Below are 22,071 nucleotides of genomic sequence, written 5' to 3' on the forward strand. Positions count from 1 at the left end.
CCGCGGGTCATTTTTAATTCTATCATATATATGCTTTAATTTTTAATCAAACTTTTTTTATTTTTCTGAAAAATCAAAACACCTCATCACATATAAAATACCCCTCTCTTCACATATAAAATCAGCAACATGTGAAAAGAGGGGTTTATGGATTGCTATACTTTTTCTTTCACTTCAATTTAGCCTACGTCCAAATCTCCTTCGGAGAACTGACTGTTGTAAAGATCAGCATAGAATCCGCCTTGTGCAAGCAGTTCCTCATGGTTGCCCTTCTCGATTACACTACCTTGATTCATAACAAGGATAAGGTCGGCATCTCGAATCGTCGAAAGACGGTGAGCAATTACGAAGCTGGTTCTGTTTTGCATCAATGCTTTCATTGCTTTTTGAATCAACAATTCTGTCCGTGTATCGACACTGCTCGTTGCTTCATCAAGAATGAGGATCGATGGATCGGCCAGAATCGCACGCGCAATCGTAATCAGCTGCTTCTGTCCTTGAGAAATATTAGAAGCCTCTTCATTTAACACCGTATCATAGCCAAGCGGAAGTGTGCGGATAAAGTGATCGGCATGAGCAGCCTTGGCAGCACGTACCACATCAGCTTCTGAGGCACCTTCACGTCCATAAGCAATGTTATCGCGGATCGTACCATTGAACAGCCAGGTATCCTGAAGCACCATACCAAATTTGCTGCGCAGGTCACTCCGTCTCATGTTGGTAATATTGACGCCATCAATGATAATTTCCCCATCATTAAGCTCGTAGAAGCGCATCAACAGGTTAATCAGAGTGGTTTTACCAGCACCAGTAGGACCAACAATCGCTATGGTCTGACCTGGACTAACCTCAATATTCATGTCCTCAATCAGAATCGCATCTTCTTTATATCCGAATTTCACATGGCGGAACTCAACGGAACCTTCCGGAGTACCTTCATCAAGCTTCGCAAGTGTAGTATTAACTTCCTTAACTTCCTCTTCTTCATCCAGAAGTTCAAATACACGTTCTGCGGAAGCAATAGTGGATTGAATAATATTCGCAATATTAGCCGTTTGTGCAATCGGCTGGGTGAACTGACGGGAGTACTGAATAAAAGCTTGAATATCCCCGACATCGATCATTTTTTTAGTAACAAAGATACCGCCGACTACACAAATCATTACATAACCCAAGTTACCGATAAACATCATGAGCGGCATAATCATACCCGACATGAATTGGGCACGCCAGCCAGAATCGTAAAGCTTATCGTTAATTTCATCGAAATCCTTAAGGGACTGCGGTTCACGACCAAATGCTTTAATAATCCGGTGACCTGTATACATTTCTTCTACATGACCATTCAACTGACCGAGTGACTTCTGCTGTCCGACAAAATAAGTCTGCGAGCGCTTGGAGATAGCCATAATCACAACGAAGCTGAGTGGCAATGTAACAATCGTAATCAAAGTCAGCCATGGGCTGATGGTAAGCATCATTACGATGACACCGATAATGGTGACAATAGAAGTAATTAATTGAGTTAAGCTCTGCTGCAGTGTAGTACTGATGTTATCCACATCATTCGTAGCACGGCTTAGAATTTCCCCGTGGGTACGGGAATCAAAATATTTCAAAGGCAAACGTTCCAGCTTGCTGTTGATCTGCTCACGCATGTCGTAGACGACCTTCTGAGCTACGCCAGCCATTACGTACTGCTGAATATAGCTAAATAGAGCACTAAGCAAATACAGACCCGCAAGTATGATCAGGATATCATTAATATATCCAAAATCAATGGAAGCTCCCTCAACACCCATTAATTTACCGTAAGCACCTTCGAATAGTTTAGTTGTTGCTTTACCCATAACCTTAGGACTGAAGATACTGAATACAGTACTGGCAATTGCCATTACAAGAACGATAATCAATTGAACCATACGAGGTCTTAAATACTTAATCAGACGACGAAGTGTACCCTTGAAGTCTTTAGCCTTTTCTGCAGGCATCCGCATGCCAGGGCCGCCACCAGGTCCAGGACCTTTATGGGCGCGCGGAGCAGCAGGTTTATTGTTTTGTTCGCTCATGCTATTTCCTCCTCTGACAGCTGCGAGGATACGATCTCGCGGTACACATCACTGCTCGCGAGCAGTTCACGGTGAGTGCCCATTCCGGCGATTTCACCCTCATCAATAACAATAATCCGGTCGGCATCCATAACGGTACTAACCCGTTGAGCTACGATTAGAACAGTGGATTCCGTGGTTTCATCTTTGAGTGCCGCACGAAGCTTGGCATCTGTTTTGAAATCAAGTGCAGAGAAGCTGTCGTCGAACAGATAAACTTGAGGTTTTCTCACAAGCGCACGTGCAATGGACAGCCGCTGTTTCTGACCACCAGAGACATTACTACCGCCTTGAGCAATTTCCGAATCAAATCCATCTTTCATTGCTGACACGAAATCGTAGGCCTGAGCTACCTTGGCTGCATGAATGATTTCTTCATCGGTAGCATCCTCTTTACCGTAGCGAATGTTTTCGTTAATCGTACCTGAGAACAATACCGCTTTTTGAGGGATGTAACCAATTTTGCTCCGTAGCTCTTCCTGAGTCATCTCACGCACATCTACTCCGTTAACACGTACAGCACCTTCGTTAACATCATAGAACCTTGGAATCAAGCTAAGCAGCGTAGATTTACCTGAACCAGTACCCCCGATAATCGCAGTAACTTCACCTGGGCGAGCACTGAAGCTAATTTTCGAAAGTGCAGGTTGTTCCGCGCCAGGATAAGAAAAGGAGACATTATCGAATTCAACAAAACCACGCATATGATCACGGCCGTCTTTTTTAGTTGCTTGAGCCGTTGTTTGTAATTCACTCTCTGATGGATCTGTGAATTCCGGCCGCATATCAAGCACTTCATTGATACGCAAGGCTGAAGCTGAAGCACGAGGAATCAGCACGAACATCATCGACACCATAATCAGGGAGAACATGATTTGCATCGCATATTGAATAAATGCCATCAGTGAGCCGACTTGCAAATCGCCATCGCCAATTCGAATCCCACCAAAGTAAAGAATTGCGATCATGGAAAAGTTCATAACAATCATCATAAGCGGCATCAAACCGGCCATGATTTTATTTACTTTGATCGCCGTGTCTGTCAGATCACGGTTAGCCTCGGAGAAGCGTTTATTCTCATGATCAATCCGATTAAATGAACGGATAACACGGATACCCGTCAAATGTTCACGTAGAACCAGATTTAATTTATCCAGCTTGATCTGTATCGCTTTAAACAGTGGTAATCCCTTCATCCCGATAAAGAAAATTGCGCCAACGAGTACCGGAATAACTACTACAAAGATCAATGATAATTTCGCATCTTCAGATACCGCCATGATGATACCACCAATCATCATCATCGGTGCACCGATCATCATACGCAGCATCATAGTAAGTACAGTCTGTACCTGCGTAATATCATTCGTTGTACGGGTAATTAAAGAGGCGGTACCAAGCTTATCGAATTCATGCAGTGTAAAATTCTCTACATGATTAAATACACGAGCACGGGTAAGTTTACCGAATCCTGCTGCCACTTTTGCTGATAAATAGCTGGCAATGACTGAACATAAGGCCCCGCCCCCTGCTACTAAAAGCATGAAGCTACCTATTTTCCAAATATAAGTACGGTCTCCCTGAACAATACCTTTGTCGACAATGTCGGACATCAGCGTAGGGAGGTATAAGTCGCCCATGGACTGCAAGAACACAAGAATTAATACAGCACCAATAGCTACTCGAAATGGCTTCAGTTGTTTAAATAATTTAATCAAGCTTCTCATCTCCGTTCATTTGTAGCCTATCCCAATTAGGTGGTGGATTATCCTCAACGAATGCATGTACTTTCAGCAACAGTTCTGTGAGCTGCTTAGTCTCTTTTTCACCTAAGTAACGTACGAGCTCATCCAGCATTGCGTCTCTGTATTGCTCTGCTCTTCGTGTGAGTTTTTTTCCACTCTCCGTCAATTTCACGCGTACGACTCTTCGGTCCGAAGGATCTGCGTGTCTTTCCACCATCTGTTTCGCCTCAAGACTATTAATCAACTGCGTAATAGTTGGAGGTGTGAATCCGAGTAGTCGGCTGATTTCAGATATCTTTAGACCCTCATCATCAGAATGATTCCATTTTTCAATGCATATCATTAAAGTCATCTCACTCGGCTTATGGCCTTCAACACCCTTTTGCCATTGGCCTTTATGCAGCCGTTTCATCGCCGCAAAAAGCTCGTGTGCGACTGAATTTTCAGTATTTTCTGTATTTCCTCCGTTTATCCCAATTTCTTTCACCTCTAATTTAGTTAGGTCAGCTAATTATTAAACACTGTATTATTTAGGCTACCTAATTATATTTTCGGTGCAACGCTTTGTCAAATTTTGAATACGGTATCAATTATTACGAAAAAGAAAACTCCCCAGCACAATGGCAAGGGAGTCCAATTTCGTATATGTATTACTCTGTATTATAAGAATACTGAATAGATTTCTGTATTCTTAGAACCAAGCTCCATGCTCGTACGTTGTAATGCCTCCATTGCTTCCAGAGCCTACAGGTCCGATAATGATGAAGCTAAACAATGCTAACACGCTTACCATCATCAATAGTGATTTTTTCATTTTTTCTCACCCCCTTTACTAATTCTCTATATTTCTCCTGTTGAGCAGTATTAGCATAATCTCTACTCATTTCAAATAAAGTTATACAATTAATAAAGTCTTTTCCATTATTCTGCTTAATAGATAACTCGAGAGACTTCACAAGATAATCCACGCCTGTAACATAACGTTTCCTATTTATTTGATAGATCGCTACTTGATAGTACAAACGGAATACACGGTCCACGTTATTCGGCTCCTGAAACCCTTCAAATCTCAACATTTCTCGTGAGAATCGTGTAAGTATATTATCAGCAGAGAACCCATATCGATTAGCCGCATCCATAATGGTAATAAGTCCTGCCAAGATTTCGCCCGGGTGATCTGCCAAAAAATCCGTATAGTTAGACAAGACATCCACATTGCCCATCAACATCTCTATCGTGAATCCATTACCAATTGCGAATAACCGGAATTGCTCTACAGCCTGACGACCTTCTTCGTTAATCATTTCAAACCAACTAAGGTCTGCATAGCCTGCAGTATACTTCTTAGCTTCCTCATATTTACCCTGCTTGGTAAGTGAGATTGCTTTAAGTAGATATCCATGTCCATAATAAACAACAAGCGGACGTTCAGTATGAAGAACTTCCTTTCTTCTATCCTGACTTTTTCGTAATTGGTCACGATAAACAGCATTGGCCAACGTTCTTAGTTCATCAGCGAACGACTCCATTTTAATCCATCGACGAAGATCAAAGCTCAACTGCGTTAGAGTAAGTAGACCATCTAACTGCATATTTTCTGGCAGTCGATTCCTGAAAGGTTCAAATGTAATAACTGCATGCAACTTCTCATCTGAATCGACAATTGATAAGATTGCTCTAAAAATACGATAATGACTGATAGCCAATCTCTCTGAGTAACTGTCGGACTCATTCTCTGCTACAATTTTATAGAAAAACATGGATTCATCTATTTTACCTTTATTAAACAATTTTTCAGCTATCGAATAAACGATATCTAGCGATTTAGGATATTCCAATAACTTGCTTAATGTTTCATCAATACATTGCTGCTTGCCTAGTTCAGCGCAACGTATTAAAAAAGGCTCCACCCTGCGGCGTGAGACCTTCTCCTCATTAAAGCATTCATCAATATATAAAGGATACAACCAACCGTCAGGAAATCCAAAAGCTTTAATGATTGCATCTATTTGTCCCAGGGACATAGGCTTCGGCGGATTCCCGTGCAAAATTGCACTGAGACTTCCACGATTCAGGCCACATATTTTTGAAAATGAGGCGAGATTATGGCCGGAGCGGGACAGATTTTTCTCAATTTCTGAGCGTATAGTTGTTAACTTTCCCTCCACTCGGCACCCCCAAAGTTTGACTTGAAAAGATCCTATTAATTGACATTATAGGTGAAAGTTATGGATTGTACAACTTATAGATTGTACGACAAAAAGAGGAGCGTATTTCTCTCCTCTTTATCGGTTGGATCTTTGTAATAGTGTAATTCTATGGATGTATCGAGTTTAATTTATTGTAATAGCGGCTTTTGAGCTTCAGCAGCAAGCTGTTGCACTTGCCTTGCGACTGCGCAAGTTCTCCATCATCTTATGTTGTGCCAGCAAAATATAACCGTCCAATCGCTCGCTTAGCTCTAGGACAGCATGGTCACTAAGACTCCGTTGCTCCGCGACTTCCAGCAATTCGCATCTAAGGCTCTCTATAGTCACAAACAGCTCATCTTCTCTGTAGTCTCTTCTATAAGCTTTCTCGGAAGAACCTTGATATAGTGTCACAACTCTCTCCTTCTCTCTATCAACATCTCTTCCTATCATAATCCATGATACCAAAAAACATATTTTCAAAAAAAAAGAAAAATTTGCAGAACATCCACAAAAAATAAAATAGCTATTTATTCGGATGTTCTATAGGCTCATAGGGAAGCTCATTTGGATACTGTTCTCTCAATAGTCCCTTTGCAAAAGAAATCCATTCACGTGCTGCGAATGATAAATAACGGTCTCTACGCCAAGCCATAGCGATCTGCCAAGGAATTACCGGTTCTGTCAAGGGAATGACTACCAATCGTGAGCGATCCATGTCACGGCAAATGGTTTCCGGCAATAATGCGATTCCCATTCCTGCGGCTACCATCTTGCTGATTAAATCCCATTGTGAACTCTCATATATAACCTTCGGCTGAAATCCAGCTTTTACACATTCCGTAATAATCCGATCGTGCAGCGTGAAATCCTCTCGAAATAGCACGAACTCCTCTTCTGCCAGCTCACTTAGCGGAACAAGCTCTGCCTCGGCCAGCCGATGTCCCATAGGCAAAATAAGATTCAGCTTCTCTTCAACAAAGGTAAAACAATGAAGTTTGGCTGTATCTACAGGCAATACGACCATTCCAATGTCCAGCAGTCCCGTTTCTACATCTTCCTCCACTTTTTTGGCCCCATCCTCATGAAGACGAATCGTAACCTGCGGATAACGTTTATGAAATTGACCAATCACCGATGGAAAAAAGCTCGCTCCTACCATTGGAGGCAGGCCGATGCGGATGTGGCCCTGCTCCAGATTTCGTAAGTTATCCAGTTCGGAAGACAGGCTAGCGAAAGACTCCACGATATTTTGCGCTTTGGTGAACAAAATTTCCCCTGCGTCTGTAAGCCTTACACTCTTCCCTTCACGATAGAACAAGTCCGCCTCCAGTTCGACCTCCATATTCCGAATCATTTTACTGATCGTGGGCTGTGTTATATATAATGATTCAGCAGCTCTGGTAAAGCTTTTCATTCGTGCCGCTTGAACGAAATATTCTAATTGTCGGATATCCATTTATGCGCCCCCTAATCCATAGACAAAAGGAATGTCATTTATTCGATCTATTCATTTTACCTATGAAAACAATTGATGTAAACTTTCATTATCATGAAAGGAGCGAAGCCTTATGAAAAAGATTGTTATAGGCTTGCTGCAGGTAGCGGGACTTATGTTATTCTCTTTACTTATCAATGCTGTGACCCCATTATTGCATATCCCTATTCCCGGAAGCATACTCGGAATGATTATATTGTTTCTCCTGCTTGAGTTCGGTGTCATTCGTCTGAATTGGGTAGAAGTTGGTGCTTCTTGGCTACTCGCCGAGCTCCTGCTGTTCTTCATTCCATCTGCTATAGGTGTAATGAAATACGCTAATATTCTGGAAACGGATGGATTACGCATTCTTGCCGTTGTCGTCTTAGGCACATTTGTTGTGATGGCTAGTTCAGGATTACTTACCAGTAGAATTTATAAAGCGAAGGAGCGGAAAGGATCATGTTAAACGCTCTGTTATTCTTTGCTCTCACGGTCGCGGTGTATTTACTCGCGAAACGTATCTATGCTTCTACTGGTAAAGTCTACACCTCTCCATTAATCATCACACCAGTGATTATGATCATCTTTCTGCTTATAACAGGCATTACTTATGACTCATACAATGCGGGAGGAAAATGGCTGACGAATTTGCTGCAACCAGCAACCATGGCCTTTGCCATCCCTTTGCATAAGAACTTCAAGGTACTCAAAAAGCACGCCGCCGAAATTGCGGCAGGCGTGCTGTCAGGGACGATAGTTGCGGTGATCTCTTCCATTCTGCTCGCCAAATGGCTGCATGTTAGCGGCGATCTGGCAGCTAGTCTGGTCCCACGTTCGGTAACTACACCGATCGCTATGAGCATCTCGCAAAGTATCGGCGGTGTACCAAGTATTACGGCAGTCTTCGTCATTATTACCGGGATACTGGGTACAATGATGGGCCCTACTGTACTTCGCATCTTCCGCATTGAGAATGAAATTGCGCGCGGTGTATCGCTGGGAACCGCTGCACATGGTACAGGAACATCTAAAGCCTTCGAGCTTAGTTCACTGACCGGAACCATCTCCAGTATTGCGATGATTCTGTCCGCGCTGTTATCTATAGGTGTGGCGCCAGCTTTGCTCGCGATATTCCTCCACTAGGCTAACCCAGCTTGGGCCAAGGGCATGTCTCTTTAGTACATCTAAAGTAGCATGTCCTTTTTCTATGAATCAAACCCTAGAACTTAACGGGCAATCCGCTTTGCGCTGAATCGTAGGCTGCACAGGTGACTTTTAGGGTTTTGTATCCATCCTCATAGTCGCATAAAATGCGCGAGCGATCCCCCGTCCGTACAGCATGTATGAAGGCTTCACTTTCTACTAAATATGGGTTTCCTGTATTCTCAAATTCGGTACTATTGCCGCTTCGCACTTCCAAGAGACGATCCGGGTTCCAGTCCAAAAGTCCCCGATCATTATAGAAGCTAAGACCTACACTTCCCACCTCATCAGGTAAAACGCATGTATTTGAAATATTAGCAATAATTCCATTTTCAAGTTTCAGGGATACGGTGCCTACATCTGCAACGCTCACACCTTCATGCTGTTCATGCATAATCCGGTTTCCGAACATACCGTAGACTTCCTTTACTTCTCCCGCTAGATAGCGCACTAAATCGACGATATGTGTAGTCTGCTCTGTGAATTGTCCTCCGGATTGCTTCTGATCACGCCACCAAGCTACGCCTGGCATGCCGCCCATCCATTGCCCCATAATCATACCGACCTTGTCACCACGCAAAGTTTCTTTCAGACGTTTAATGTTCTCCTGATAGCGGAAATGATATCCTACCGAGGTTAACAAATTATGTTCTTTGATATCCTGAAGTAGGCTTGCGGGAATTTCAGTAGTCATACTAAGCGGTTTTTCTATAAAAAAGGGAATATCTCTCTTGATTAATGATCGTTCGATCGCACCATGAGATTGTGGAGGCACACAAATATAAACAGCATCGAGCTTCTCAGCATCCAGCATTTCCGTAATATCACCATATCCAGCAGCATCGTATGGACGTGCCATATCTTCGCCTTTAGCCTTACTGCTTCCGCAGACCGCCTGCAAACGGACATCATCCATCTCTGCCAGTAAATCAGCATGTACCTTAGAGAACCAACCCGTACCCACAATACCCACTTTTAATGTCATTCTTTTTCCTCCTGCCGATTGATTATGAATACCTTTTCATAGATTATACGCTCTTATGAGCGGATAAGATAATCTCTCCATTCTTCGGGAAGCAAATGCATATAAGGACTCTGCAAAAAGCGATCATCCGCAAGCACAATAATGCCTGTATCTGTTTCACTTCGAATCAGTCTGCCTCCAGCTTGCAATACCTTGCACATTCCCGGGTAGACATAAGCATAATCAAAGCCGTTTTTACCTCGGGCATTAAAATACTGACGCAGTAAATTACGCTCAAGACCAAGCTGCGGTAGGCCAACACCAACAACCATTACCCCGTTAAGACGGTCTCCTGGCAGATCTACACCTTCCGAAAAGATCCCTCCGAGTACAGCAAATCCTAACAGTGTCTCGTCATTATCTGGACTAAATGCTGCTAAAAAATTTTCTCTAGCCTGCTCACTCATGCCTGTATCCTGCATCAAAGTCCATACTTCGGGGTAATTCTCCGTAAAGGCCTGATATACGTTTTGTAAATAGAGATATGAAGGAAAAAAAACCAGATAATTGCCCTTCTTTGAAACCATTTGATTCAATGCCTGAGTTAACGGGATGAGAGAAGCTTCCCGGTCATGATAACGTGTGGAGACAGGCAGCACGGTCACCTCCCACTGCTCCTTCTGAAAAGGAGATGAGACCGTTAAACTGTAATCTTCCTCCACCGCACCAATCATATCCCGATAATACGATGATGGAGAAAGCGTAGCAGAGAACAGAATCTGACTTCGAAAGCTCTTAGACATTTGTCGGAGTAAATGCGATGGATCCAAATTAAATAACTTCAAGTACACATCGCCGCGCCGAACCTCAGCATAGGTTATGTAGCGTTCATCATAGGTCTTAAAGGTGCGAAGCATCCCTTGAACTGCAAAATAGGTATCCAGAAGAACATTCTCTCCTTCTCCATTCTGAGGAACAATGCTGGCACTCGGGTGAATAAGTTCCTGTTCTGCCTCCAAAGAAAATATCTCAAGCAAGGCTGGCAGCTCCTCCGGGAACGAAGCCCACTGCCCTTGCCCCTCTTCATTACAAATTTTGCGAAGGGAGATGAAAAAAGCATTCACCGATTTAGCTGCAGTACTCAAATTACGGTTTACTTCCTTGTACTGACGCTGGATTTCTAGAAAGGGGGCCTTCAGCAAAGAGGCAGAGAACATCTCTCGTCCCCGGTCTACCAGATTATGTGCTTCATCTACCAGAAGCACCGTTTCTCTCTTTCTCTCCTCTGTTAGCCGTTTCAGGCTGATCCGAGGATCATATATATAATTGTAATCGCAGATCACCGCATCACAGGCATAGGCTGCATCCAGCGAGAACTCAAACGGGCACACTTTATGTTTGTGAGCATACAGTGCTAGGGTGTCTCTGCTCATCAGTGTCTCATACTCTAACAGATCCATTACCGCATCATTAATCCGATCATAATAGCCTTCCGCATAGGGACAGGAATCCTTACCGCAAATCCCTTCATCATGAAAACAGGTCTTCTCTTTAGCAGTAAGTGTGATGACATGCAGCTGAAGTCCCTGCGTCAGCAGTAACGAGATTGCTTCCTGCGCGGCAAAACGGGTAACCGTCTTAGCCGTTAAATAGAACAATCCTTTAGCTTGTCCTTCGCCCATTGCTTTAAGGACCGGGAACAGCGTCGACATTGTTTTTCCGATGCCTGTGGGCGCCTGAGCGAACAGACTGACCTTTTCTACAATGGATTTGTACACCGCTCCGGCAAAATGCCGTTGTCCCTTTCGATAAGAAGGAAACGGGAATTGTAACTCTCGAAGGCTCTGCTCTTTCTTAGCATCATGACGAACCATCATCTCAGCGTACGGAGCATATCTGGCTACGGTATCATTAGCAAATGAGATCAGTTCATCTAAAGACAACGTTCGGTACAAGCTTTTTTGCTCATCAGTAGCCCGGTGGACATAGGTAAGCTTTACTTGAATAGAAGAAAGCTCCTGCTCCAGCGATACCATATATGCGTACATCAGCGCCTGAGCCCAATGAACCTCATGTCCCTCTTCCAGCATATCCAGCAGTCCGGAGGTTGATTTGATTTCTTCGACGATTAGGCTCCCATCCTCCGAAACAAGCAGTCCATCACAGCGCCCATCTACAATATAGAGTATGCTACCATAAGGGATCTCTGTTTTCAGATAGACCTCCTTGAGGTCACCTTCCTTATATTGCTTTTGGATTTTCTGATGAATTCGTGTTCCTTCAACCATAGAGGAAGTACCATGAAATCCAGGCTCAATACTACCGCTGCGAAAAACATACTCGACGAGAGTTCTAACGGATAGGGTTACAGTATGATCCAACTTTTCTCACCTCCTTTAATTATCCATATATCCTTTTTGTTCCCAATGTCTATTTCGGTCCTTTAATCACTGTATAACCCCATGGGATAGCATAAACATCATCTTTCACCTATGCGTGTTTAACTTTACGCACTCCACAAAGCTTATACTTACGCTTTCGGTTTTTGACTTTCTTCTGCTAGCCCTGCATAATAAATTTTATTACTATGGAGTCATTTTGTCTTGGTGCTGTTTCGTCCTGTTTGAGAAATGGCGTTTTATCATGTAGAAAGAGGGGGAAGCTGTGTCATCCTTTAATATTAAACGTTGGATCATTAAACCTTTTGTGTTTTTCACAATACTTTTTATCCTAAAAGCATTTCTGGCTTGGGGAGTCATTTTTGATGATGTGCTGCCTTGGAAATCATTACTGACAGAAATCCCTTTTGCCTGGGCGCTCTTCTGTATTATTGAGCGGTTCGCCTCCAAACGAAAGCTTGGATATTACATGACAGTCAATTTATTAGTAACAGCCATCTTTTTCGCAGCCATTATGTATTTTAAATATTATGGTGTCATTGTAACTTACCATGCCGCAGAACAGGTGAATCAAGTCACAGCTGTCAGCAACAGCGTATTCTCACTTATGGATCCTTACTACCTATTAATCTTTACAGATATAATTGTCCTAGGAGGCTATTTCTTCTTTAATAAGAAAGGCCGTGTCTATAAAAAAGAGAATATCAACCGTCGTAACGGAAAAATAAAATATAGTGTTCTATTCGCAGTCTCACTTGGTTTATGCTTGTTTAACATTTTGCCTAATAAGGCTAGTATGAACGAAATTAAGAAAGCTCAGGAGATGGGTATTCTTAACTACGAAGCCTATACGATCTTTGCAAAAGAAGAACCAGAGCTTGTGCAATCAAGTGACATTACACAAGATGCCATCAACAATGTGAAGGGGATTAATACTGCGGTTAGTTCTCCACTTCATGGCACGGCTAAAGGCAAAAATCTTATTATCATTCAATTGGAATCCTTCCAGAACTTCTTGCTGGGTCTTGAGCTAGACGGGCAAGAGATTACACCGAACCTGAACAAGGTAATGAAGGATAGTCTTTACTTCCCTAATTTCTATCAAATGGTAGGTCAAGGGAATACGTCGGATGCAGAATTCGTAGTGAACACATCCGCCTACATCCCTCCACGTGGTGCGGCAACGATGTCCTATGTGGATAAGGTGCTCCCAAGTCTGCCACGCTTGCTTAAAGACAATGGGTATCAGACCGCAACCTTCCACACCAATGTCGTAGAGTTCTGGAACCGTGGTGAGCTGTATGACTCACTGGGCTTCGATCATTATTATGATCGCTCATTCTTTGGTGAAGATGATGTTTTCTTCTTTGGTGCTTCTGATGATACGCTCTATAGTAAAACTGCTGACAAACTGAAAGAAATGAGCAACGAGGGTCAACCCTTCTACGCTCAGATCATTTCGATGTCAGCGCATCATCCATTCACAATTCCTGAGGAAAAATACCGCATGAAGCTACCAGAGCGTTACGAAGGTACTTTTGTGGGTGACTATATCCGTTCCCAGAACTATGCGGATGATGCCTTCGGACATTTCGTAGAAGAGCTTAAAGCGAATGGCGTATGGGATAACAGCGTGATCATGATTTATGGAGACCATATGGGACTGCCTATTTATTCTCTCGATCATGATGATAAGCAATTAATGACTGAAATTTATGGTCATGAATATTCCTATGCGGATATGTTAAACATTCCTCTGCTCATTCATGCAGGAGACAGCACAGCATCACAGACCTTAGAGCAAGTCGGTGGCGAAGTGGATATTATGCCAACTGCTGCTGGTCTTCTTGGAATTTCATTAGAGAATAACCTAGTTTTCGGTCAAGATCTACTCAGTCAGACTTATAATTTGCTGCCAGAAAGATATTATTTACCTTCTGGATCTTTCATTTCCAGCTCAGGACTGCTTATTCCGGGTAACAGCTTTGAAGATAATACCCAATACCCTATTTATAATGGAAAAGCACCGGCTGCTACTGAGGATGAATACAACCGAGCATTGAGACTTCTACAGCTTTCCCATAGTTACATTACGCAGCTGCCAGACAAACCAATTGAACCTTAGAACTTATCATTATTATATTTCAAAGAAGGCCACCTTCTCTCCGGAGAAGGTGGCCTTCTTTCTGTATCTATAAGCTAAAGCTAGAGATTTACCGTTCCTGATCCTCGATCATACGGTAGTACTCCGCAAACTTTTGCAGCTCATCCGGCTTCAGTATAGATAAATGCTCAGCAAGCAGCTGTTTTGAACGGAAATGTCCTTCTTCAAGTATTTGCTGACCTTGCTCGGTGATCGTCACCACAACCGCTCTCCGGTCCGATCCATCCGTCTCACGCTTAATAAAACCCAGCGCTTCCAGGCGATCGAGCATCACGGTAATGGCACTGGATTTGACCTCCATAGACTCCGCCAGTTGTACCACCCGCGACTTTTTCTCTTTCGCTACTATATTTAACAGACCCATCTGAGGTACGGTAAGTCCGAGTTCTTTATGCAAAGTCCTTTGAGACATGATCTTACGCTGTACTCTCCACATGGATAATCCAAGACGCTCTATTAACGGATCTAATTGATGCGGCATCCTTGTTTCAACTCCCAATCCGTTTTTAATAACACAAGCGTACCACTAGAACTGGTCAGGATTCAATGCTTTTGTCTACTAAAGATTTCATAATCACGTTTATTTCCATATTTTTTCCACCATTTTACAATATCCGACACAAAAATACTATATTCTATGTAAGGTCATAGGCTTAACGATACGCTATAATCGTAGCAGTGAGAGCGATTGTCTCCGAAAACATATTTTGTCAAGGTTGGTGCAAAGAATGAAATTGGCAACTAAATTAACTTGGATGATGTTCATCGTGTTACTTCTTGTTGGATCATCCATCGGGTTCTTCGGATACCGTACTGCGTATAAGCAAGTAGATGAAGCAGCAGGTATCGAATTGGTAGGATGTGCCAATATTACAACCGGGCTGATTGACCCATCAGATATTACCGCGTTAATTGCAGGAGATCAAAGCAAATTGGAGGCTGTCGAAGACCGGATCGGTTGGATTGTGGCACATAAGGCTATTTTTAAAGAGGCGTTCATTTTATCGCTAGACGGAAAGATCCTCGCCGCAGATTCAAGCTTCAAAGCAAGAGGTTATAAAGCAGGCGACACTTTTTATTTCTCAGATGAAGAGAAGCAATTGATCACTAAATCTAAGCATTCCGCTTACTCCAAGGTTTATACATACGAAGGTACCTCACTTAAGACGGGTTACGGCCCCATCTATCAGGATCATGATCCGTCCAAGCCTATAGTTGCTCTAATGGCTATTAACTTCGATGGCCCATTAATTCAAGAACGGACCCGAGACATCATTGTTCAGCCTTTTATTATCGGAACTTCCATTCTAGTTATTGCTATTGTGGCAGCATATCTCTTAATCCGCCGAATGGTAAGTCCACTAACAAAGCTATCCAGAGGCGTAAATCTTGTTGCACAGGGTGATCTTACTCATGATCCTATTTCATTCAACAGCAAGGATGAGATTGGTACACTAGCTCGAAATTTCAACGGCATGACGCAGAGCTTGCGCATGCTCATTACCGAAGTTAATGAAACCTCCATGCAGGTGGCGTCTTCATCCGAAGAGCTCTCTGCCAGTGCACAGGAAACTAACCGTGCTGGTGAGTACAGTGTCAACGTTTCGATTGAACTTGCCGATGGAGCTAATACACAATTGCAAAATTTGGAGGGTGGATATAGATCTGTACAAGACTTGTCACACTTCATTACAGAGATTGCAGGAAATGCTGATAATGCAATGAATAATGCTACCAGTAACGCCGAAAAGGCTCGCACAGGTCGAGAAGCAATGGACTCTACTACACAACAGATGAGCATCGTCAGTGACAGCATCACTGATTTAGCTGTCATTATTGAGACCTTGGGTGGCTACTCCAAGGAAATTGAGAATATTGTGGGCACGATTGCGAGCATCGCAGAAGAAACCAATTTGCTGTCGCTGAATGCAGCCATTGAAGCTGCAAGAGCCGGAGAAGAGGGAAGAGGCTTTGCGGTAGTTGCACAATCCGTACGCAAGCTTGCCGAGCGATCCGCCCAATCTGCTGCTCAAATCGGACAACTCGTAAGCATCATCGTAAATCAGATGGACCAAGCAGGAGAAACCATGAAGCGCTCTACAGAAGAGATGGATCAAGGCCGGGAATTAATCGTAACGGCAGGTCAATCCTTCTCCGAGATTGAGATGTCTGTCTCTGGGATGGCTTCACAAAGTCAGCAGATTTCCGGAACAGTCCGCGAGCTAGCCTCCATCTCCGATGGTCTCGTTACTACTCTACAGAATATTGTAGACGTCGCTAATCAGACAGCAAGCGGTGCGGAAACATTATCCGCCTCCTCACAAGAGCAGCTTGCAGCCATGGAAGAAGTGGAGTCAGCTGCAGGTTTCCTGTCCTCGCTAGCTGAGAAGCTACAGATTCTAATTGAACGTTTCAAAGTATAATTCTTCTTATTCATGTAAGTTCTTAAACTTAAAGGGGCTAGCGACCAAGCAGAGAAATTCTGCTTGGTCGCTAGCCCCTCTTCTATGTATTGAGATCACGACGCTGCCGTATTCGCTATAAACCACTCACCCAGCTCATGTACAGGCATCGGCCGACCGTAATAATAACCCTGCATGACTCTACAACCCAGTGATTTCAGCAATTCAATCTGCTCTGGTGTCTCCACACCTTCTGCCACGACTTCCATATTAAGATGAGTCGCAATCGCAATAATATTGCTGATAATAGCTTTCTTGGAGTGCATCTTGCTGTTACGAATAAATACTTGGTCAATCTTGAGTGTGTTCACTGGGATTTCATCCAAATTACCAAGGGAGGAGAAGCCTGTCCCAAAGTCATCCAGCGATACTCTTACCCCAAGCAATCGAAGTCTAGACAGCTGTGCAACCGTCTCTTTCATGTTATGCATCGCAATGGACTCTGTAATCTCCAGTTCGAGAAAGTGTGGCTCTAATTCTGCACATGTGAGTGCTTCCGCTACAACATCGTATAGACTCCCATCCTCAAACATCCGTGCGGACATATTAATAGAGACCGGTACGTTAGCTATCTCTTCCTTATGCCAGAACCTGTTCTGGCTACACACATCATGTAGCATCCAATAGGTAATCGGAACGATCAGTCCAGTCTCCTCTGCAATAGGAATGAATTCCGCTGGCGAAATGATCCCATGCTCTGGGTGTCTCCAGCGCAGCAGCGCTTCAAGACCCACCGTAACATTCATATATGAATCCCATTTCGGCTGATACACAACCATAAACTCAGAACGAGCCAAAGCTTTTCGAAGATCCTTCTCTAGCGACATCCGCCGTAACTGATGGCGATTTACTTCCTGGTCGAACACACTGCATTTATTCTTACCTGAATCCTTAGAGGTATAAAGAGCCGTATCCGCAGCCTTCATTAGCGCTGAGCGATCAGTCCCATGCATAGGAGTCATACTGATTCCAACACTTGCAGTAACATATAGCTCATTGCCCTGAATACGATAGAATTCCTTAAGTTCATGCATAATATGCCCTGCTTCTTCCTGCGCACCCTCCAGCGTGCAATCTGGAAGAGCAATCAGGAATTCGTCACCGCCTAAACGGAAGATCTTTCCTTTATCCCCTACAGAACGAATTAATCTAACAGCGACCTCCTGTAGTAACATATCACCTATATCATGTCCCAGCGTATCATTAATCGACTTAAAGCGATCTAGATCTACAATAAAAACAGCACCAGATCTGCTTTCAAAAAATTCATCTTTAAAATAGCGTTCTAGTCCATGTCGATTCGGCAGCTCTGTTAGCGGATCTTGATAAGCCATTCGTTCAAGCACATGGCGATCCAGAAATACGGCGCCAGCAGAAACTGCGAGCATAAGTAGCGCTGCCAGCGAAAATGCCATTAACAGTATAACATCAGTCTCTACAAAAAAAGGTTTGCTTCCAGGTAAGTTGTTATATTCAAAATGACAAGCCTTTACACTTGTGTAATGCAATCCGGTAACTGAAAATCCGATAAACAACGCCGAGTATAGCTTCCATCGCTGAAACCCTGCGCATTCTTTAAACTTTTGAAACATCAATAATCCGATATAAGACGAAACCAAAACCAGAATTACAGCAACGGCTTGAATCCATATATCATAATGAATCCTCGTCGCAATCTTCATAGAAGACATTCCGATATAATGCATAGCCGAAAAGCCGCTTCCCAAGAGAATACCACCTACTACTAAATTCCATATCTTTAACTGAGGAACAGATGTGATCCGGAATGCCAAATAGCAGAATAACACACCAACTAATAGTGATATTATAGATCTGCCTGGATAATAATTGACCTCCGCCGGAAAGCGATTCGCCATTATCCCAACATAATGTATTGCCCATATACCGCAGCCTAACACACAAGCTCCCGAGATCAACCACAGACGTCGGATTTTGCCAGTAGAACGCGAAACTTGCGAAATCAGATTTAGTGCAGAATAAGTAACTGTCGCCGCTAGCACAAATGATAGTAAAACAATCCAAACATTAAAGTGGATTCCCATTTTATCCATTAGTTAACCTCTTCACCGGTTTTGAATCCCGTAATCGCTCAGCGTATTTCTCAAGTAAAAAATCAGTACACGAATATCAGATATGGAAGAGTGCGTAAAGATTATAGGTTATCCATAAAAAGAAACTTTAGATGTATTCTACTCTGTATTCAGAAGATTGTCTAAGTAAATACTGGAATTTATACCCTTTTTTATTACGCGAAAAATGTCCATACTTGACACAATCACTCAACCCGGAAAACTTGAACCACGACCTGTTGATGATACATTTTTTGGAAAGGTAATTCGCCATATCCATAGATTCAAAACTACCAGAACCAACAGGTAGATATAAACTCCACCCGTAAACAAAGTGAAGAGATAATGAATACCTGCCATCCCCATCAGCAAAAATAACAACCCAAAGGAGTTTGCGGTGTAATCCTTCTGTTTAGCTGCCTCATATCGTTCTGAGAAAGGTAGTACCGGAGGATAAGAACGGAAACAAATGACCGCATAGATCAGCATTGCAAACAGCACGACTACCAAGTCTGGCACAATCCGCAGCCCAAACAACCAAAGATACACTATCGCTTCTATAGCGAATAAAGGTAATAGCAGGCGAACTATCGCTGCCTTAAGCATTCCACGATAGATGGGTGCGGTGTTTGGCAGAGGAATCAGCTTATAAATCCAAGAGCCTTTATAACCCGCAGAGTATCTTAGCATTAGAACAACCGTCTGAAGTAACGTCGCACCGAAATAAATCATCAGGTATGTGTTCGAATCCTTGATAGACGATGCATTACCATCCCAAAATATCCCAAATATAAAAATGAACGGGAAGACAATGGAATAACCGATTGCCGGATATACCTTTAACTTGAAGTCACGCTCATTCTTCATCATTGACCAGCTAAAACGAAAAAACATGCCCTCTACCGGGTTCTTACAAGTTACTTTCGACAACCAGTCCACCATTTGGGCGTTACTTTTGCCAACGTTCCCTTGCTCTGAAAGCTTCTGTAAGCTCTTTTCGAATAAAGGCATCAGCTTAATATAAGCCACAATCAGCAGAACCGGAATTACTAAAGCTAGCACTGAAAGCACCACGAAGTGTGTATCTCTCGCCCCGCCAATCAACATCTCAAATGGAGCCGCGAACCAAATCGGAGAAATCAAATACTGCCACCATGCCGGCTTAAAAGAGAGGCTCAATTCAGCAATATCGAACAGTCTAACAACGAGCTGATACCCTACTGTAATCCCTATAGTCAAAATGATCTGTACATAATTAATAATATCTTTGAGCTTCTCCCCGTCGAAAAACTTCATAATCAATAAATAAAGCAGCGCCGTAATGACGAGGATAAAGCAGTCCATCAGAATGATCTCAACAGCATATATTAGAAAAAATAGTACTCCCTGTTTGAACAGGCACAAAATCAGCGAAGGTCCGGTCAAGGTCAGCGTCACTGAAAATAAATAAATGAGAATGTGGATGCTCTTCGCCATGTTCAAGGTACGGCGGTTCACTGGCTTTGAAGCCAGTATGTTTTTGTCCCGAAGATCAAGCATCACGGAAGAGAAATCAGAGATCAGTGTGGTCGTAATCATAAACATCACTACACCAAACACTAGACTCATCTGCAGCATATAGTTCCCCGTTAACATCATAAGAGGAATTAACATGACGCCAAAAAGTAAATAAATCCATTGCACCCGCAGCGGCGAGCCCTCTTTCTTCTCCTCCTTCTTCTGCATTCCAGCGAGCACTGTCGGTGTTCTTCTTCCGTCCATCGTCAGTTTGACCTGCAGAATACTCCGCATCACATCATAATCAACTCCGATTCGGCTAAACCCACCTCGCAGCTTATCCAGAAGCTTCAGCACATAGAAATCAGTCATGAGAATATCCCTCTTGCATGACCGCAACAAATTCCCCAGCAATATCACGGTATTTATCAAATCCAGTTAGTTTATTAAAAATATCCTCAAGCGACCCTTCGCGGCCTTTCTCTCTTAGCTCAGCAAAGCTCCCATCCGCCACGATATCACCACCATCGATCAAAACAATCCGGCTACTGATCTTCTCAACTACATCCATGATGTGTGAAGAATAGAAAATGGTCTTGCCCCGTGCCGCCAAAGATGCAAAAATCTCCTTTACCACCATTACGCTATTGGCATCCAGACCGCTCAACGGTTCATCTAGGAACAGAATATCGGGATCATGAAGCATGCTGGAGATCAGCAGTACCTTTTGTTTCATCCCTTTGGAGAAGGTTGCGATTCGCGAATCATAAGCTTTCTCAAGACCTAGCAAGGCCATTAATTTTCCAGCTTTGGAATCCACATCACTACGCTTCATGCCATACAGCTCACCTACAAAAGTTAGATATTCCCTAGCGGTGAGGCTATCATATAATTCGGCTACCTCCGGCACATAACCTATTCTTTTTTTGTAAGAAACATCTCCATCAGCAATATCCCTACCGAAAATCTCTACTTTGCCGTTGTAGCCTTCTACCAGACCGAGCATAATCTTAACAGTTGTACTCTTTCCTGCCCCGTTAGGGCCGATATAGCCAATAATTTGTCCTCTGTATACCTTAAGGTCAATGCCCTTTAGCACCATTCGGTCCGTGTAGTTCATCCATAAACCAGAAATCGCAATGACTGGATCATCAGCAAGGCCCATATCCTAATCCCCTCTCTAGCGACTAATTGACGATGTTAAAAATTACTATTTCATAAAATTACAATAATTGTATCATTCAACTGAATCCCGCTCCATAATTTAACTCACTAATCTTATATCTATGAATGCTAATGCCCTGTTCAGCACAAAAGGGAGAACCATTGGTTCCCCCTTAGAGTGTAGAGATCTATCCCACACAAATTATTCTGTTTGATCCACTTGATCATATGAAGCTCTGGCCTTTTCAACCCATACATAATTTTGACTCGTCCACCGATTTAACGCTCTCATAGGCTCAAGTAAAGATACCCCTAGGGGTGTTAGAGAATACTCTACGATGGGTGGAACTGAAGGTGTAATCTCACGCTTTACCAACCCATCTCGTTCCAGTTGCCGCAAAGTTTGAGTTAGCATTTTTTTAGAGATGCCTTCGATTCGTCTTCTGATATCACTGTAACGAATGATTCCATCTTCCATGGCATAGATGACCAAAGCTGTCCATTTATTAGAGATAATATCAAGGACCTTACTGTACCCACAAATCGATAACGAGATATCAGGCTCTACGGCATTCGTCGAAAATGGATTGTTCATATAAAGTCCTC

18 protein-coding genes are annotated in these 22,071 nt (G+C 43.0%); 4 read left to right on the forward strand and 14 right to left on the reverse strand.

Annotation, left to right across the window (positions count from 1 at the left end; all coding sequences use genetic code 11):
- Positions 1 to 179: 179 nt before the first annotated feature.
- From MKY99_RS28755 to MKY99_RS28785, 7 genes are all read right to left on the reverse strand, one after another.
- Positions 180 to 2,069, reverse strand: a complete 1,890-nt coding sequence (locus MKY99_RS28755; protein WP_339267673.1) for an ABC transporter ATP-binding protein — start codon at positions 2,067 to 2,069, stop codon at positions 180 to 182.
- Positions 2,066 to 3,826, reverse strand: coding sequence for an ABC transporter ATP-binding protein (locus tag MKY99_RS28760; RefSeq protein WP_042192573.1), 1,761 nt, complete (start codon positions 3,824 to 3,826; stop codon positions 2,066 to 2,068). The genes MKY99_RS28755 and MKY99_RS28760 overlap by 4 nt, the downstream gene beginning before the upstream one ends.
- Positions 3,819 to 4,340 (reverse strand): MarR family transcriptional regulator, encoded by a 522-nt coding sequence (locus MKY99_RS28765; RefSeq protein WP_081382663.1) that lies wholly within the window; start codon positions 4,338 to 4,340, stop codon positions 3,819 to 3,821. Before MKY99_RS28765 ends, MKY99_RS28760 begins: the two co-directional genes overlap by 8 nt.
- Before the next feature lie 204 nt (positions 4,341 to 4,544).
- Positions 4,545 to 4,667: a hypothetical protein gene (locus MKY99_RS28770; protein WP_262495583.1), complete on the reverse strand. Its 123-nt coding sequence runs from the start codon at positions 4,665 to 4,667 to the stop codon at positions 4,545 to 4,547.
- Positions 4,621 to 6,021, reverse strand: coding sequence for a DNA-binding protein (locus MKY99_RS28775; protein ID WP_339267676.1), 1,401 nt, complete (start codon positions 6,019 to 6,021; stop codon positions 4,621 to 4,623). Before MKY99_RS28775 ends, MKY99_RS28770 begins: the two co-directional genes overlap by 47 nt.
- Positions 6,022 to 6,216: 195 nt before the next feature.
- A complete protein-coding gene (locus tag MKY99_RS28780) occupies positions 6,217 to 6,456 on the reverse strand; it encodes an aspartyl-phosphate phosphatase Spo0E family protein (protein WP_076285614.1) in 240 nt (79 codons plus the stop codon).
- Between the two features lie 112 nt (positions 6,457 to 6,568).
- Entirely contained in the window at positions 6,569 to 7,501 is a 933-nt protein-coding gene (locus MKY99_RS28785) for a LysR family transcriptional regulator (protein WP_076285613.1), read from the reverse strand.
- Between the two features lie 112 nt (positions 7,502 to 7,613).
- On the opposite strand from MKY99_RS28785, the gene MKY99_RS28790 reads away from it, so the two are divergent.
- On the forward strand, positions 7,614 to 7,988 hold the full coding sequence (locus MKY99_RS28790) for a CidA/LrgA family holin-like protein (protein WP_076285612.1): 375 nt from the start codon (positions 7,614 to 7,616) through the stop codon (positions 7,986 to 7,988).
- Positions 7,982 to 8,665 carry a CidB/LrgB family autolysis modulator gene (locus MKY99_RS28795; RefSeq protein ID WP_076285611.1) on the forward strand — a complete coding sequence of 228 codons (684 nt, stop codon included), beginning with the start codon at positions 7,982 to 7,984 and terminating at the stop codon, positions 8,663 to 8,665. Before MKY99_RS28790 ends, MKY99_RS28795 begins: the two co-directional genes overlap by 7 nt.
- Before the next feature lie 76 nt (positions 8,666 to 8,741).
- Here the strand turns inward: MKY99_RS28795 and MKY99_RS28800 are convergent, their stop codons facing one another.
- The gene (locus MKY99_RS28800) at positions 8,742 to 9,710 is read right to left on the reverse strand and encodes a Gfo/Idh/MocA family oxidoreductase (RefSeq protein WP_042131437.1); all 969 of its coding nucleotides are present in this window, start codon (positions 9,708 to 9,710) and stop codon (positions 8,742 to 8,744) included.
- A 53-nt stretch (positions 9,711 to 9,763) separates the two neighbouring features.
- Positions 9,764 to 12,070, reverse strand: coding sequence for a helicase C-terminal domain-containing protein (locus tag MKY99_RS28805; RefSeq protein ID WP_339267679.1), 2,307 nt, complete (start codon positions 12,068 to 12,070; stop codon positions 9,764 to 9,766).
- Between the two features lie 283 nt (positions 12,071 to 12,353).
- On the opposite strand from MKY99_RS28805, the gene MKY99_RS28810 reads away from it, so the two are divergent.
- Positions 12,354 to 14,213, forward strand: a complete 1,860-nt coding sequence (locus tag MKY99_RS28810) for an LTA synthase family protein (protein WP_339267681.1) — start codon at positions 12,354 to 12,356, stop codon at positions 14,211 to 14,213.
- Between the two features lie 88 nt (positions 14,214 to 14,301).
- On the opposite strand, the gene MKY99_RS28815 is transcribed toward MKY99_RS28810, so the two are convergent.
- Positions 14,302 to 14,733 (reverse strand): MarR family transcriptional regulator, encoded by a 432-nt coding sequence (locus tag MKY99_RS28815; RefSeq protein ID WP_339267683.1) that lies wholly within the window; start codon positions 14,731 to 14,733, stop codon positions 14,302 to 14,304.
- 247 nt (positions 14,734 to 14,980) lie between these two features.
- Here MKY99_RS28815 and MKY99_RS28820 point away from each other — a divergent pair, with 247 nt between their 5' ends.
- The gene (locus MKY99_RS28820) at positions 14,981 to 16,675 is read left to right on the forward strand and encodes a methyl-accepting chemotaxis protein (protein WP_339267685.1); all 1,695 of its coding nucleotides are present in this window, start codon (positions 14,981 to 14,983) and stop codon (positions 16,673 to 16,675) included.
- A 95-nt stretch (positions 16,676 to 16,770) separates the two neighbouring features.
- Here MKY99_RS28820 and MKY99_RS28825 read toward each other — a convergent pair whose 3' ends face one another.
- The 4 genes from MKY99_RS28825 to MKY99_RS28840 form a co-directional block, all read right to left on the reverse strand.
- Entirely contained in the window at positions 16,771 to 18,786 is a 2,016-nt protein-coding gene (locus MKY99_RS28825; RefSeq protein WP_042192600.1) for an EAL domain-containing protein, read from the reverse strand.
- A 228-nt stretch (positions 18,787 to 19,014) separates the two neighbouring features.
- Entirely contained in the window at positions 19,015 to 20,673 is a 1,659-nt protein-coding gene (locus MKY99_RS28830) for a hypothetical protein (RefSeq protein WP_339267688.1), read from the reverse strand.
- Positions 20,666 to 21,466 carry an ABC transporter ATP-binding protein gene (locus MKY99_RS28835; protein ID WP_339267690.1) on the reverse strand — a complete coding sequence of 267 codons (801 nt, stop codon included), beginning with the start codon at positions 21,464 to 21,466 and terminating at the stop codon, positions 20,666 to 20,668. Before MKY99_RS28835 ends, MKY99_RS28830 begins: the two co-directional genes overlap by 8 nt.
- A gap of 201 nt (positions 21,467 to 21,667) precedes the next feature.
- Positions 21,668 to 22,060 carry a helix-turn-helix domain-containing protein gene (locus tag MKY99_RS28840; protein ID WP_339267692.1) on the reverse strand — a complete coding sequence of 131 codons (393 nt, stop codon included), beginning with the start codon at positions 22,058 to 22,060 and terminating at the stop codon, positions 21,668 to 21,670.
- Positions 22,061 to 22,071: the final 11 nt, after the last annotated feature.

The sequence above is a fragment of the Paenibacillus sp. FSL R5-0470 genome (assembly GCF_037975205.1).
Lineage (GTDB): Bacteria > Bacillota > Bacilli > Paenibacillales > Paenibacillaceae > Paenibacillus_AQ.

Excerpts from the sequence above, each read along its gene's own strand:
- MKY99_RS28755 (WP_339267673.1), bottom strand. The coding sequence starts at position 2,069 with ATGAGCGAACAAAACAATAAACCTGCTGCTCCGCGCGCCCATAAAGGT.
- MKY99_RS28770 (WP_262495583.1), bottom strand. The coding sequence starts at position 4,667 with ATGAAAAAATCACTATTGATGATGGTAAGCGTGTTAGCATTGTTTAGC.
- MKY99_RS28785 (WP_076285613.1), bottom strand. The coding sequence starts at position 7,501 with ATGGATATCCGACAATTAGAATATTTCGTTCAAGCGGCACGAATGAAA.
- MKY99_RS28790 (WP_076285612.1), top strand. The coding sequence starts at position 7,614 with ATGAAAAAGATTGTTATAGGCTTGCTGCAGGTAGCGGGACTTATGTTA.
- MKY99_RS28795 (WP_076285611.1), top strand. The coding sequence starts at position 7,982 with ATGTTAAACGCTCTGTTATTCTTTGCTCTCACGGTCGCGGTGTATTTA.
- MKY99_RS28800 (WP_042131437.1), bottom strand. The coding sequence starts at position 9,710 with ATGACATTAAAAGTGGGTATTGTGGGTACGGGTTGGTTCTCTAAGGTA.
- MKY99_RS28815 (WP_339267683.1), bottom strand. The coding sequence starts at position 14,733 with ATGCCGCATCAATTAGATCCGTTAATAGAGCGTCTTGGATTATCCATG.
- MKY99_RS28820 (WP_339267685.1), top strand. The coding sequence starts at position 14,981 with ATGAAATTGGCAACTAAATTAACTTGGATGATGTTCATCGTGTTACTT.
- MKY99_RS28825 (WP_042192600.1), bottom strand. The coding sequence starts at position 18,786 with ATGGATAAAATGGGAATCCACTTTAATGTTTGGATTGTTTTACTATCA.
- MKY99_RS28830 (WP_339267688.1), bottom strand. The coding sequence starts at position 20,673 with ATGACTGATTTCTATGTGCTGAAGCTTCTGGATAAGCTGCGAGGTGGG.
- MKY99_RS28835 (WP_339267690.1), bottom strand. The coding sequence starts at position 21,466 with ATGGGCCTTGCTGATGATCCAGTCATTGCGATTTCTGGTTTATGGATG.
- MKY99_RS28840 (WP_339267692.1), bottom strand. The coding sequence starts at position 22,060 with ATGAACAATCCATTTTCGACGAATGCCGTAGAGCCTGATATCTCGTTA.